The following is a 13,073-nucleotide window of genomic DNA, read 5'->3' on the forward strand; positions in this document are numbered from 1 at the left end:
GCGCGCCGAGGAGATGCCATGATCGAAATCGGAATTTTTCACAACGGCGCCAGCGATCTGCCCGTGCTGCGCACGAAGAGCGGCGTGGCGATCAACGACGGCAATCTCGCCGAAGTTCACGAAGCGAGCCAGCGATGCCTTGTCTCCCAGGTGCGGCAGGGAATCCTCGCCGACAAGCTCGGCTTCAACTATTTCTTCATGACCGAGCATCACTTCCAGCCCGAAGGCGCCGAGTTCAGCCCGAATCCGCTCCTTGCCGAGACGGCGATCGCGGCGCGCACCAACCAGATCAGGCTCGGCCAGGCCGCTAACATCGTGACTTGGTGGCACCCGATTCGAATCGCCGAGCAGGCTGCAATGCTCGACGTGCTGAGCGGCGGGCGGCTCGAATTCGGAATCGGGCGCGGCTACCAGCCGCGCGAGGCCGAGGTCTTCGGCTGGCCGTTCGCGACCATCCAGGACCAGGAGCGCAATCGCGCCTACTACCAGGAGGCCTACGAGATCATCATCAAGGCCTGGACGCAGCCCTCGTTCTCGCATCGTGGGCAATTCTTCACCATCCCGCCGGTCTTCACGCGCTGGAACCATCAACAAACGATCGCCTACTTCGAGTCGGGCAAGGCCGGCCGCAAGCTCGAAGAGGTGCTCAACATCGGCGCACCTGATCCCTACGGCGGCGCCAACCCCGTGATGCAGAGCGCGACCACGCTCAAGGAGCTCCAGGTGTTCCCGCAGCCGCTCCAGCGGCCGCATCCGCAAATGTGGGAGCCGCTTACGACCGAGAGATCAATCAAATGGGCGGCGGAGCGCGGCCTCAACGGCTACTTCATCGTCGAGCCCAACACGCGCCTCAAGAAGAACATCGACATTTTCTACAACGAGTCCGAAAAAGCTGGATGGCCGGATCGGCTGGGACGCGGGCGCCTCAAATACGGATGGGACGCGGAAAAGCGGCGCGGTGTGTTAACTGGCCGTTATATCCACATGCTGCTGCCCGGCAAGAATCGTGAGCGTGAGCTCAAGCGCTACAGCGACGCGCTCGAGGTGCAATGGGATTACTACGGGCCGTTCGGTTTCGCCGCGGTGCTGGCCGATGCGAACGAGGCCAAGCTCGACCCCGCGGCAAAAGTGTCGCCCGAGCTGCTGCTGAAAAAGGAAGTCGCGCTGTTCGGCAGTCCGAGCGACGTCGCCGCCCAGATCATGCGTATCAAGGAGAGCTGCGGCTACGAGGATTTCGCCTTCAACGCGTGGTTCGAGAAGGGCGGCCTCGATTCCAGGGAAATCGAAGACCAGATGCAGTACTTCGCCGAAGAAGTGACGCCGCTCCTCGCCAGAGCATGCGGCGGCCAGGTGAAGAATCCCGCGCTGGGCCTCGACTTCGAGAGCTGAAAGAAACTTTACGGAGCGCGAGAGAGCTCTTCGAATAGCCTCGCCCGCGGCTGACGCCGCAGGCGGAAGCCGCAAACCGAGAGCCCGCGCGTCGATTCACTGCGTGAATCGACACGCGGGCGTGGGTGCAGCGCCCGAGGCCAACGCACAACAATTTGGAGTGACAGATTGTGAAAATCGGATTGATATTCGTTAACGCCGGGCCCTTCAGCGAGCCCGAGCCCTTCCGCACCCTCGCAACCCACGCCGAAGCGACGGGATTCGAATCGCTCTGGAGCGTCGAGCATGTCGTCATCCCCGACGGCTTCAAGAGCCCCTATCCATACACCGCGAGCGGCAAGCTTTCAGTTACGGACGATGTTGCGCTACCCGATCCGCTGATGCATCTGGCGTTCGCCGCCTCGATCACTACGAAGATTAAATTCGGCACCGCGGTGATGATCCTGCCGCAGCGCAGCCCGCTCTACGTCGCGAAGGAACTCGCGAGTCTCGATCGCCTGTCGAACGGCCGCATGCTGCTCGGTATCGGCAGCGGATGGCTGGCCGAGGAATTCGAAGCGCTGCAACTCGATTGGAAGAAGCGCGGCCTCATGACCGACGAAGCGATCCAATCGATACACGCGCTGTGGCGCGACAACCCATCGAGCTTCCACGGCAAGTATTTCAACTTCGGTCCCGTGCGCAGTCTGCCCAAGCCCGTTAATCCGCGCGGTGTGCCGATTCTCGTCGGCGGTCATTCTCCGGCCGCGGTGCGGCGCGCGGCGCGCTTCGGCGACGGCTTCTTCCCGGCGGTCGGCGAGCTGAAAGGCCTGTCGTGGGAAATCGATGCGGCCGCGATGGAACGGCTGCGCGCACTGCTCGACGATCTCAAAACTGAATGCAATAAGATCGGGCGCAATTCGGCGGAGCTGGAGATTTCCTGTATCGGCCCTGCCGACCTCGATACCTTGAAGAAGCTGCGCGACCTCGGCGTAGCGCGCGTCACGATCGGTCCGCCGGCATTCACCTCCGATGAGCTCAAGCGCGGTCTCGACAAGATCAGCAACGACATCATCGCGAAACTCTGAGGCAGCGAAAACAATGAAGCGCCGCGATCAAATCAAGATGACGCCCTTGGAGCTTGAGGCGTTCCTGCGCGATGAAAGAAAGATCGCGCTCGCGACGATCGGCAAGGACGGCTATCCCCACGTCGTCGCGATGAACTACCTGTGGCGCGACGGCGCGATCCTGATGACCTCCTACGGCAAGGCGCAGAAGGTCATCAACATCAAGCGCAATCCGAAGGTCGCAGTGATGGCGGAATCAGGCCGCAACTACGCGCAACTGCGCGGCGTGATGATCCGCGGCGAATGCGAAATCGCCGAGGACACGCCAACCGTCGAAGCCGCGATGCGCGCAATCCGCAGCCACGCCTCCGGCGAATCCAACGCCCAAATCGGCCCCCTGACGACAGCACCCAAGCGCGTGGTCCTCAAAGTAATCCCAAAAAAGATCACAAGCTGGGACCACAACAAACTCGGCGGCGTTTACTGAATCCTGTTTCCTCCCCTCGTCCAACGAGGCTCTGCAAAACTCGAATTGACTGCACTTTCGTATGCGTTTTCAAGTCCCCTCTCCTTATCCCAGGGACAAGGATAGGGGACAGATTCCTCCACGACTCGTATGCAGTGTTTTGCAACGCGCTCTTGGTCAGGGAGAGGGATTCTCCCAGCCGAGAAATCGGTGATGCAAAGCTTTCCTGTACAATGGGAGGGCTTGGGATAGGTGCAGCGCTCGCAGCTCTGCAGTCGGAGGTTCCCATGATCAAAGGAAGTTGCCTGTGCGGCGGCGTGCGATTTGAGATCGCGAAAGCGCCTGGGCCGTTTGAGCTTTGTCATTGCAGCCGATGCCGCAAGCTGTCTGGCTCGGCGTTCACTGCCGGTCTAGGCGTATTGAGCGCAGACTTCCGGCTGCTCGAAGGCCGGGAGTTGATTGCGGTCTACGAGGCGCCGATTCTTCGTGAGCCGCCGCCCTATCGCTCCGCGTTTTGCTCGCGATGCGGCTCGCAGGTGCCGAATCCGCAGCCGGGCCAGGAATGGTTTGAAATTCCGGCTGGTCTGCTCGACGACGACCCCGGAACCAAACCCGACAAGCACATCTTCGTCGAGTTCAATGCGCCGTGGTTTGCGATCGCGGACGATCTCCCGCAATTCGACATGCCGCGCCTGCGAGAACTGCGCGCGCGGCAGCCGAAGCGCCGTTAACCCTGCTTCGTCTTGCCGTCGAGCTCGTCGAACAGCTCGCGCACTACGCGCATGCCGTTCACCGCGATCGGCCATCCCGCGTAGTGCGCGAGATGAATCATGATCTCGGTGATTTTCTCGCGGCTGATGCCCGCGTTGAGCGCGCCGCGCAGATGCGTCTTCAGCTCGGGATTGCGCGCCAGCACGGTCAGCGTCGTGATCGTGATCATCGAGCGCTCACGCAGCTCCAGCCCTGGCCGCGTCCAGATTTTTCCGAAGAGGTACTCGACCGTGAGCTTCTGAAAATCCTCTTCCATCATGCCGGGCCGCGGCTCGACGCCGAACAGCTCCTTCATCCGCGCCGCGCCCTTCTGATAGTCCTCCGAATTCGCCATCGTCGTTACCTCCAGTGTCTGCCCCAACACTATCAGCGCAGGTCGCGATTCGTGTAGCCGAGGATCACGCGCGCGATGATGAGGCGTTGAATCTCGCCGGCACCCTCGTAGATGTCGAAGATGCGTCCGTCGCGGAAGCATCGATCGAGCGGATAGCATTCTGCCACCGCCTCGGGGCCCAGAATCTCGATACATCCTTGCGTGATACGCCGCGCGGCTTTGCCGCCTGCCGCTTTGGCGATCGAGGCTTCGACTTTCGGCGGATGGTTCTGCTGTTCGAGCCACTTCGAGCGCATCACGGTGAGCATTGCGGCTTCGTGCGCCGCCTCGAGCCGGATGAATTTGTCGACTATGGCGGACCGGCTCCTGGAGCCAGCGCGATAGTCGAGGTTGATTCCGCGCTCGGTGAGTTTTTCGCGCGTGAAGTCCAGCGCCGCGCGCGCCACGCCGAGCGCCGTCGCCGCCACCATCGGGCGCGAGTCGTTGAACACCGACATCGTTGACTTGAAGTCACCCTTGATATGGTTGAATTCCGGAATCCGGCAATTCTCGAACAGCAGGTTGCAGGTGTCGTGCGAGCGGATGCCGAGCTTCTTGAGCTGCGGACCGACGGTGAAGCCCGGAGTGCCGCGCTCGACCAGGAAGGTCGTCATGCCGCGGCTGCCGTCAGGCGCAACGAAGCGCGCGAAGACCATCGCAGCATCGGCTGACGCGGCCTGCGAGATGAAAATCTTTTCGCCGTTGAGAACCCATTCGCCGGTTTCGCGATCGAACGTCGCAGTTGTCCGGATGTTAGCAGGATCCGAGCCCGCGCCCGGCTCCGTGATCGCAATCGCGATCGTGTAGTTCTTCCATTTCTCGATCTGCTCAGGCGTCGCGACTGTTTCGAGCACAGTGTTGCCGAGGCCCCACTTGCTGCGGCGCAGCCCCATGCCGCCGTACTCGACCTCCGACATTACGAGCGCGTGGAGAATACGCGGGCCGCTGCTGTGCGGCACTTCGGCCGCGAGCGTGACCACATCGGGAAATTTTGCCGCCTCGGGAAACTCTCTTGGCGGCAGCTCATCCTCATGCTTGTCGTAATAGTCGGCGTAGCCGCGCGCGATCAGCGCCTGCTGATGGGCGGAATCGAGAAGCTTCTCGTCGGTGGGAGTCAGTTCAAAATCAACCATCTCAAAATCCTCGTCGCGTCCGATAGTCAAACGCCAACGGCGCCTTCAAGCACCGACAAAGTGCGGATGTCGCGGTACCACATCTCGACCGGGTTATCGCGCAGGTAGCCGTGGCCGCCGAGCATCTGGACGCCTTCGTCCGCGATCCACATCGCCTGCTCGACGGCGTAGGTATAGGCGAGTTGCGCCTCGCGGGTGGCGACCTTGCCCTTTTCGAGAATCGAGGCCGCCTTCCATACCATCCAGCGCATCGCGTCGGTTTCGATCCGCATGTCGGCCAGTCGAAACGCGATCACCTGCTTCTGCGCGAGCGCCGCGCCGTGCACCACGCGCTCCTTTGTGTAGGGAATTGCGAACTCCATGACCGCGCGGCTGGTGCCGCTCATGATCGCGGCGAGCGCCACGCGCGCCGAATCGACGATTTGCTGCACATCGCATCCCGCAGCCTCGCCAAGGAGTGCGTCGCCAGCCAGCTCGACGTCTTTGAAACTCACATTCGCCATCTGGAGCGCCCGCAGTCCGATGCCGCGCTTCCTCTCGATGATGACGCCGGCGATGTTGCGATCGACGATGAAGGCTTCGCGCTTGTCATCTAAATTCGCGATCACGAGAAAGTGGCTGCTCTTCTCCGCGAGCGGAACCGGACCTTTGACGCCGTTCAGACGGTAACCGTTGCGCGTTTTCACCGCGCTCGTACGGATTGCGGATACATCGAAAGCGAAGTCGGGTTCGGCGATTGCCACGCTTGCGCTTCGATAGTCGTCGTCAGCGAAAAGCGGCAGGAGCTTTTTCTTTTGCGCCGCGCTGCCGTGTGCCGCAATCGCGCTCAGAAAACCCAGCGGCGCGGCAGCCGCAATCGCGAATGACGCATCGGCAAAGGCAAGTTCCTCAAGCGCGATCGCGTTGGTCACGCAGGTGCGCGCGGGCGCATCCTCATCGGCACGCGCCTGGATGACACCGGTCGCCCACAGCTCGGCGAGCGTGCGCGGCGAAATCGCCTCGCTCTCATCGGCCACGCGTGCCGCGGGCCGCAAAGCTTTGGCCGCGAGATCCTGGAGCATCGATTGCGCGAGCTTCTGTTCCTCGGTGAGTTCAAATGAGATCAATTCTCTGCACCTCGATAGGTGGAAGCTGTTTGACTTTGACGAGGCCGGATAGTAATGGTTCAACCAATGAAAAGCAAGGCCGAGATCGTGGAAGGGGCGGAGGCGGCTGCCAGATCACGTGAACGCGTGATCGATCGCGCCGGGCGCACGGCGGAATTCAGGCGCATCAAGAGTCCGCGCGCGTTTGAGGAGATCGCCGAGCAAATCCGCAAGGAACTCGCGGCGCGCCGGCTGCGCGCGGGCGATCGTTTGCCACCCGAACGCGCTCTCGCCGAGCAGTTTGGCGTCTCCCGCAACACGCTGCGCGAGGCACTGCGCTCGCTCGAGAACGCGGGCCTGCTGCGTCTGCAAAAGGGCGCGACCGGAGGAGCCTTCATCCGCGAAAGCAGCGGCGACGCGATCATCATGGGTCTGCGCGACATGTTCCATCTCGGCGCAGTCACGCCCGAGCATCTCACCGAAGCGCGCGTATTGGTCGAGTCGATCGCGGTCAGGGTGGCATGCGAACGAGCCACGGCCGATGACATCGCAGCGCTCAATGAAAACGTCGCGGCTGCCGAACGCGCCGCGCGCGACAAGATCGCATTTTTCGATCAGGCGCGGATCCATCTCGACTTTCATCGCATCCTCGCGCGCGCAACGAAGAACCCCGTGATGGTCATCGTGATGGAGGCGTTGGTCGATGTGATGCAGCACTTCATCGTCGCGATCGGCCAGCAGCGCAATATCTGGGTGCTACCGTCGCGGCGCCGCTTCATGAAGCATTTCGCCGCTGGCGATGTAGACGCGGCAGTGACCGAGATGGAACTGCACCTGGAACGCCTCAACCGCTACTACCTGTCGCTTTTGAAGGAACAGCATCGTGACGCAGCGGCCGAGTGAAGAAATCCTTGGCGGCGTGAGGGTTCTCGACTTCACGACGATCGTGTCGGGGCCGCATTGCACGCGCCTGCTCGCCGATCTCGGTGCCGAGGTGATCAAGATCGAACCGCCGGAAGGCGACTTCATTCGCGTTCAGCCTCCTATCCGCGATAGCAAGAGCGCGTACTTCGCCAGCCTGAATTGCGGCAAGAAGAGCCTGGCGCTCGATCTCAAGACGCCGGAAGCGATCGAAATCATTCACGGGCTTGCGACAACTGCCGACGTGATAGTCGAGAATTCGCGGCCGGGGGTCATGGATCGTCTCGGCCTTGGATATGCGGCGCTATCGAAGTTAAATCCGCGTCTCGTGTATTGCTCAATTTCGGGATTCGGCCAGACCGGTCCGTGGGCGAAGCGGAGCGCATACGCGCCGATGCTGCATGCGGCGTCGGGCTACGACCTGGTGAATCTTTCGTATCAAAACGGACTCGAGCGACCGCTCAACACCGGGATCTATGTCGGCGACGTTCTCGGCGGCACGTATGCTTTCGGCGCAATTCAATCAGCGCTACTGAAACGAGAGCGCAGCGGCTCGGGAGACTACATCGATCTCGCGATGATGGATGGATTGCTCGGGATGCTGATATACGAATATCAGGAAGCGCAGTTTCCGCCGCGTCCGCGCGTAACTACATTTCAACCGACTCGCGCAAAAGACGGCTACGTAATGATCGCGTCGGTAAAGCCCAATAATTTCGATTCCTTGGCGCGCGCCGTGGGGCATCCGGAATGGCTATCGGATCCGCGCTTCAATTCGCTGCGTTCTCGCTCGGAAAATTGGAGCACCTTGATGGCTCTCATCGACGAGTGGGCATCGACTCGGACGGTTGCTGAGTGCGAAGAGATCATCACGCGCGGCGGAGTTCCTTGCTCGCGATATTACACAGTGCGCGAAGCCATAAATCAGCCTCATCTCGAGGAACGCGGCAGCTACGAAATCGTTAACGATGGCGCTGGCGCGTTGAGGATACCGAATCCACCGTTCAAATTTTCGAATGCCGCGTCACGCGCACGCGACTATGTACCTGCGCTCGGCGGCGACAATGATGAGATCCTGTCGCGCGTACTCGGATATTCGGATGCTCAAATCGCGGCGCTTTACGGATCGCGCGTGCTTCATCGCGCGACCGATGCAGACTGAGTAACCGGAGGAAATCGAAATGGGCGAAATTCTGGTAGCCGGCATTACTCACTATCCCCCTTTGGCGGGACGCGATGAGGCCATGTCGTGGATTCTCAAGCGGATGCTTCAGAATCCTCAACTGCCCGAGCGCCTCCGCACACCTTCGGCGTGGCCGGCAGGGATGCGCGAGGAATGGGGCCTTGACGAAGGCACCGCCTCAGCCCGGCATCATCGCGAGCGGCTCCTGAAGGCGTTGCGAAAAACCCGCGCGCAAATCGATGCATTCCATCCCGACTTAATAGTCATTTGGGGTGATGACCAATATGAAAACTTCCGCGAGGAAATCGTACCGCCATACTGCATTTATGCGCACGATACTTTTGAGTTCGGGCCGCCCGCTCACAACATATGGAACGAACCTGCCGACAAGAGGTTCCGGCTCCCGGGACATGTCGCTGCAGCCAAGTATCTGGCAAGCGGTTTAATCGAGGCAGGGTTTGACACTGCTTACTCGTATAGACCCCTGCACCATCCTCTCGGTCATGCGTTCGCCAATGGAATCCTTTACCTCGACTACGATCGGAAAGGATTTGCATATCCAACTATTCCATTCGCCATTAACTGCTACGGCCGCCAGGTAATTGCACAACGCGGCGGTCTGCCAAACTTCGAGAATCCTCCCAGCGAAGCTCAACTCGATCCTCCTGCACCCACGCCGCGGCGCCTGTTCGAGCTCGGCGCCGCCACAGCGCGAATCTTCTCGCAAAGCCGCTGGCGTGTAGTTTTGCTGGCATCCTCTGGATGGTCGCACGCGTTCCTCACGGCCAAGAATCAGTATCTATTTCCCGATACCCTCGCGGATCGTGAAATGTACGACGCTTTGCGCACGGGTAACTATGATCTGTGGCGCAACTATCCGGCCAAGGCGGTAGAAGAAAGCGGCCAACAGGAATTACTCAATTGGATGTGCATCGCAGGCGCGCTCGCTGAGCTTCGGCGGGCTCCCAAGGAAATGGAATTTATCGATACCTGGATCTTCAATTCGTCAAAGTGCTTCCTCGTCGCACCTCCGCAAGCCAACCAGGACAGGATCACGCCATCGTGAAGCTAAAGGGCAAGGTTGCGCTAGTAACAGGAACGAGCCCGAATATCGGCGGTGGAATCGCCGAAGGGCTTGCGGCAGAAGGAGCCGCGGTCGTGTGCGTGGATTCGCGCGCCGAAAACGCTGCGGATTGCGCGCACTACATTCAGAGCACAGGCGGCCACGCGTTGGCTCTGACGGCGGACGTTACCGACGAGGCGCAAGTCACGCGGGTTGTTTCCTCGGCACGCGAGAGTCTCGGACGAATCGACATCCTCGTTAACAATGCGGCTATCTTCAACAAGAAGGGTGTTGTCGATATGCCTCTGGACGAATGGCGAAGGCAGCTCGACATAATTCTTACCGGCGCCTTCCTCTTCACCAAGCATGTCGGCAATCTGATGATTGCGCAGAAGCGCACGGGCAGCATCATCAATATAATTTCGACCGCTGGCCACCAGGGCGAGCCGAATAACATTGCCTACTGCACGGCGAAGAGTGGTCTCCTCAACTTCACACGCTCGGCTGCGATGGAACTGGTCACTCATGGTATCCGGGTCAATAGTTTGACGCCGACCGCAACCGATCCCTCCGAATCTCTTGAGCGGGCCGCGCGATGGGGACGAACTACCCACGTGAATACCGAACAGTTGCGCGCCGCTTTCGAGCCGTTTCGTAAGGGAGTGCCGATGCAAAAGCTGCCGCGGCCCTCCGATTACGGAAAAGCGGCCGCCTTCCTCGCGTCAGATGATTCAGAAATGATCACGGGAACCGATCTGCGCGTTGATGCGGGCGCGGTCGCTCGATATTGGGCCTGGGAACCTACCATTAAGTAGTACTGCTAACCGGATTACTCAGTGGGGAAAATCATGAGCGAAACAAATAGTGATTTTATTATCGACGATCAGAGCGCTGGACTTTTTCGCGTAAATCGTCGCGTCTTCGTGGATCCGGAATGCCTGGAAATGGAGCGGCGGCGCATCTTCGAGACGTGCTGGATTTACGCCGGACACGAGTCCGAGGTTCCGCACGCGGGAGACTATCGCTCGCGCAATGTTGTCGGCCGCCCGATGATCCTCGTTCGCGGCGATGACAACGTTGTTCGTGTGCTGCTCAACACCTGCACGCACCGTGGCGCGATGGTTTGCCGTCAGCGGTCGGGCAATGCGAAGACTTTCCAATGCCCTTATCACGCCTGGACATACAATTCGCGGGGCAACTTGATCGGCGTTCCCGGCGAAGACTCATATGCTCCGGCGTTCGATCGCAACGAACTCGCGCTCGCCGCACCTGCGCGAGTCGAGAATTATCGCGGTTTTATCTTCGTCTGTTTCGATCGCAATACGCAGAGTCTATATGACTATCTTGCCGGCGCACGCGAATACCTCGATCTGGTCGCGGATCAGTCCGAGATGGGCATGAAGATCGTCGCTGGGCAGCAATCTTACAGCGCGCGCGCGAACTGGAAGTTGCTCGTGGAAAATAGCTACGACGGCTATCACGGCTTGCCGACGCATCAGAGGTATTTCAGCTTCCTGGGCGACATCGGGATCGATCTCAAGGGCATGAATTTGTCTGCTCCTCGCCGGCAAGCCGCGCTCGATCTCGGAAACGGACATGCGGTGGTTGAATATCAGAGCGCCTGGGGACGGCCGATTGCGCATTGGGTCGAACCGTTCGGAGAACATCGCAAGGAACACTTCGCGCAGCTGCGGCGGAAATTCGACGAGCGATTTGGTCCCGAGCGCGCCGCGCGAATCTGCGAGACCAGCCGCAATCTTGGAATTTTCCCGAACCTCGTAATCAACGATATCATGGCGATCACGGTACGGACTTTCTATCCGGTCTCGCCTGACTATATGGAGGTCAATGCCTGGGCGCTGGCGCCGATTGAAGAGAGCGCCGAGGACTCCGCACTGCGCCTCGATAACTTTCTCACCTTCCTCGGGCCGGGCGGCTTCGCTACACCTGATGACGTCGAAATGCTCGAGACCTGCCAGCTCGGATTCCGTAATCGCGAGGTCGCGTGGTCGGATATCTCGCGCGGCATGAAACGCGACGTGCCTGCGATCACGGACGAACTGCAGATGCGTGCGTTCTGGCGACGATGGAATCAACTGATGACCGAGCCTCAGGCGCGACGCGCAAGGCGGGCAGCATGAGCACCATTGAATTGCCCACTCGGCAAGAGGTCGAGGATTTACTCTATCGCGAGGCCGCGCTTCTCGATGACTGGCGCCTCGAAGACTGGCTCGAACTTCTCACTGAGGATATAGTCTACGAGATCCCGCCAACCGACGTTCCCGAAGGCGACTCGCGAAATACTCTGTTCATTGTCGCCGACGATGCGGTCCGTGTTCGCTCACGCGTTAAACAATTGCTAGGCAAGTCGGCGTGGGCCGAAAATCCGCATTCACGAACGCGTAGATTGATTTCCAATGTGCGCGTGCTCGGCGCCGAGGGCGACAATGTACTGGCTACTGCGAATTTCGCCGTTTACCGGATGCGCTATGAATCGATCGATACGTATATAGGCCGTTATGAATATAAGCTCGCACGATTGAATAGCGAGCTGAAAATTCGCGAGCGGCGCGCAATCCTCGACATCGAAGCGCTGCGCCCGCACGGTAAAATCAGTTTCATTCTGTAAAACTGGAATCGCGAGGAGGGCGCATGGAAGCGATCGACATGCACAACCATTTCATCGCGCCCGAAATCATCGATTACCTGGGGCGCGAAGGAAAGCATTTCGCCACGCGAGTCGTGGAGCGCGACGGTCGCCGCTTCTTCCTCATTCAGGAGAGTGCGATGCGGCCGATCGACGGTGCGATCTCAACGCCGCATGCGCGCATCGCCGACATGGAGCGCGAAGGAATCACGGCGCAAGCGGTATCGTGTGTCCCCTTCCTGATGTATCCCGACGTCTCCGCCGATCTCGGACTGGCGATCGCGCAAACAAACAACAACGCTTTGGCCGCGCTGGGAAAGTCAGATGCCAACCACTTCGTGCCGCTCGCTTCGGTGCCGTTGCAGGATCCTGAACGTGCGGCTCGCGAGCTGGAGCGCGCCGCGAAGCTGGGGCTCCGCGGAGTCGAGATCCCACCTAAGGTCGGCGAGAAACAGCTTGATGAGCACGAATTCGAGCCGTTCTGGGCGGCGGCCGAATCACTACGGATGGCGGTCTGTATTCATCCGTTCGAGGCCGCGCCTGCGGGAGCGCTCGCACGCTACTTCCTGGGTAACCTGGTTGGCAATCTCTATGATACGGGGCTCGCGGCAGCCCTTTTGATATATGGCGGCGTGCTCGAGCGCCATCCTAATCTACAGATTGTTCTCTATCATGCGGGCGGCACACTGCCTGCGCTGGTCGGCCGGCTCGACATGGGTTATCGGCTCGTGCCTGAATGCCGCTCAGCGATACCGCGGCCGCCTTCTACCTACGCGGCCCAGTTTCATTTCGACATCATAGCTCACAACCGCGCGATGCTCAGTCATTTGATCCAGAACTACGGTGCAAGCCAGTTTGTGATCGGAAGTGACTATCCCCTCGCGGCGGGTCTGGCCCATCCGGCGGAGGAAGTCAAAGCGCTCGGGCTCAACTCGGATGACCAACAGAAGATAATGAGCGGGAACGCGCGCAGACTTCTGCGCCTCGAGAATTGAA

14 protein-coding genes are annotated in these 13,073 nt (G+C 60.0%); 11 read left to right on the top strand and 3 right to left on the bottom strand.

The window, feature by feature from the left end:
- Nucleotides 1-18 precede the first annotated feature (18 nt).
- The 4 genes from VMA09_12115 (at nt 19) to VMA09_12130 (ending at nt 3,632) form a co-directional block, all read left to right on the top strand.
- Entirely contained in the window at nt 19-1,389 is a 1,371-nt protein-coding gene (locus VMA09_12115; GenBank protein HUA34344.1) for an LLM class flavin-dependent oxidoreductase, read from the top strand.
- Between the two features lie 170 nt (nt 1,390-1,559).
- Entirely contained in the window at nt 1,560-2,456 is an 897-nt protein-coding gene (locus tag VMA09_12120; GenBank protein ID HUA34345.1) for an LLM class F420-dependent oxidoreductase, read from the top strand.
- A gap of 13 nt (nt 2,457-2,469) precedes the next feature.
- Complete coding sequence (locus tag VMA09_12125; GenBank protein HUA34346.1) at nt 2,470-2,922, top strand: pyridoxamine 5'-phosphate oxidase family protein; 453 nt, start codon at nt 2,470-2,472, stop codon at nt 2,920-2,922.
- Between the two features lie 266 nt (nt 2,923-3,188).
- Nucleotides 3,189-3,632 carry a GFA family protein gene (locus tag VMA09_12130; GenBank protein HUA34347.1) on the top strand — a complete coding sequence of 148 codons (444 nt, stop codon included), beginning with the start codon at nt 3,189-3,191 and terminating at the stop codon, nt 3,630-3,632.
- On the opposite strand, the gene VMA09_12135 is transcribed toward VMA09_12130, so the two are convergent.
- Genes VMA09_12135 through VMA09_12145 form a run of 3 tightly spaced genes read right to left on the bottom strand, consistent with a single transcriptional unit; the run spans nt 3,629 to nt 6,284 of the window.
- Nucleotides 3,629-4,006, bottom strand: coding sequence for a carboxymuconolactone decarboxylase family protein (locus VMA09_12135; protein ID HUA34348.1), 378 nt, complete (start codon nt 4,004-4,006; stop codon nt 3,629-3,631). The two genes, VMA09_12130 and VMA09_12135, sit on opposite strands and share 4 nt — an antisense overlap.
- A gap of 32 nt (nt 4,007-4,038) precedes the next feature.
- A complete protein-coding gene (locus tag VMA09_12140; protein HUA34349.1) occupies nt 4,039-5,178 on the bottom strand; it encodes an acyl-CoA dehydrogenase in 1,140 nt (379 codons plus the stop codon).
- Nucleotides 5,179-5,204: 26 nt separating this feature from the next.
- On the bottom strand, nt 5,205-6,284 hold the full coding sequence (locus VMA09_12145; protein HUA34350.1) for an acyl-CoA dehydrogenase family protein: 1,080 nt from the start codon (nt 6,282-6,284) through the stop codon (nt 5,205-5,207).
- A gap of 66 nt (nt 6,285-6,350) precedes the next feature.
- Between VMA09_12145 and VMA09_12150 the strand changes: the two genes are divergently transcribed.
- Genes VMA09_12150 through VMA09_12180 form a run of 7 tightly spaced genes read left to right on the top strand, consistent with a single transcriptional unit; the run spans nt 6,351 to nt 13,072 of the window.
- Nucleotides 6,351-7,166, top strand: coding sequence for a GntR family transcriptional regulator (locus VMA09_12150; protein HUA34351.1), 816 nt, complete (start codon nt 6,351-6,353; stop codon nt 7,164-7,166).
- The gene (locus VMA09_12155; GenBank protein ID HUA34352.1) at nt 7,147-8,346 is read left to right on the top strand and encodes a CoA transferase; all 1,200 of its coding nucleotides are present in this window, start codon (nt 7,147-7,149) and stop codon (nt 8,344-8,346) included. The genes VMA09_12150 and VMA09_12155 overlap by 20 nt, the downstream gene beginning before the upstream one ends.
- Nucleotides 8,347-8,365: 19 nt before the next feature.
- Nucleotides 8,366-9,433: a hypothetical protein gene (locus VMA09_12160; GenBank protein ID HUA34353.1), complete on the top strand. Its 1,068-nt coding sequence runs from the start codon at nt 8,366-8,368 to the stop codon at nt 9,431-9,433.
- Nucleotides 9,430-10,245 carry an SDR family NAD(P)-dependent oxidoreductase gene (locus VMA09_12165; GenBank protein HUA34354.1) on the top strand — a complete coding sequence of 272 codons (816 nt, stop codon included), beginning with the start codon at nt 9,430-9,432 and terminating at the stop codon, nt 10,243-10,245. Before VMA09_12160 ends, VMA09_12165 begins: the two co-directional genes overlap by 4 nt.
- 33 nt (nt 10,246-10,278) lie before the next feature.
- Complete coding sequence (locus VMA09_12170; GenBank protein ID HUA34355.1) at nt 10,279-11,571, top strand: aromatic ring-hydroxylating dioxygenase subunit alpha; 1,293 nt, start codon at nt 10,279-10,281, stop codon at nt 11,569-11,571.
- Nucleotides 11,568-12,059, top strand: a complete 492-nt coding sequence (locus tag VMA09_12175) for an aromatic-ring-hydroxylating dioxygenase subunit beta (protein ID HUA34356.1) — start codon at nt 11,568-11,570, stop codon at nt 12,057-12,059. Before VMA09_12170 ends, VMA09_12175 begins: the two co-directional genes overlap by 4 nt.
- A 23-nt stretch (nt 12,060-12,082) precedes the next feature.
- Complete coding sequence (locus VMA09_12180; protein ID HUA34357.1) at nt 12,083-13,072, top strand: amidohydrolase family protein; 990 nt, start codon at nt 12,083-12,085, stop codon at nt 13,070-13,072.
- Nucleotide 13,073: the final 1 nt, after the last annotated feature.

This window comes from Candidatus Binataceae bacterium, from assembly GCA_035508495.1.
Classification (GTDB): domain Bacteria; phylum Desulfobacterota; class Binatia; order Binatales; family Binataceae; genus JASHPB01.

Excerpts from the sequence above, each read along its gene's own strand:
- VMA09_12130 (HUA34347.1), top strand. The coding sequence starts at position 3,189 with ATGATCAAAGGAAGTTGCCTGTGCGGCGGCGTGCGATTTGAGATCGCG.
- VMA09_12135 (HUA34348.1), bottom strand. The coding sequence starts at position 4,006 with ATGGCGAATTCGGAGGACTATCAGAAGGGCGCGGCGCGGATGAAGGAG.
- VMA09_12115 (HUA34344.1), top strand. The coding sequence starts at position 19 with ATGATCGAAATCGGAATTTTTCACAACGGCGCCAGCGATCTGCCCGTG.
- VMA09_12125 (HUA34346.1), top strand. The coding sequence starts at position 2,470 with ATGAAGCGCCGCGATCAAATCAAGATGACGCCCTTGGAGCTTGAGGCG.
- VMA09_12170 (HUA34355.1), top strand. The coding sequence starts at position 10,279 with ATGAGCGAAACAAATAGTGATTTTATTATCGACGATCAGAGCGCTGGA.
- VMA09_12160 (HUA34353.1), top strand. The coding sequence starts at position 8,366 with ATGGGCGAAATTCTGGTAGCCGGCATTACTCACTATCCCCCTTTGGCG.
- VMA09_12140 (HUA34349.1), bottom strand. The coding sequence starts at position 5,178 with ATGGTTGATTTTGAACTGACTCCCACCGACGAGAAGCTTCTCGATTCC.
- VMA09_12175 (HUA34356.1), top strand. The coding sequence starts at position 11,568 with ATGAGCACCATTGAATTGCCCACTCGGCAAGAGGTCGAGGATTTACTC.
- VMA09_12150 (HUA34351.1), top strand. The coding sequence starts at position 6,351 with ATGAAAAGCAAGGCCGAGATCGTGGAAGGGGCGGAGGCGGCTGCCAGA.
- VMA09_12180 (HUA34357.1), top strand. The coding sequence starts at position 12,083 with ATGGAAGCGATCGACATGCACAACCATTTCATCGCGCCCGAAATCATC.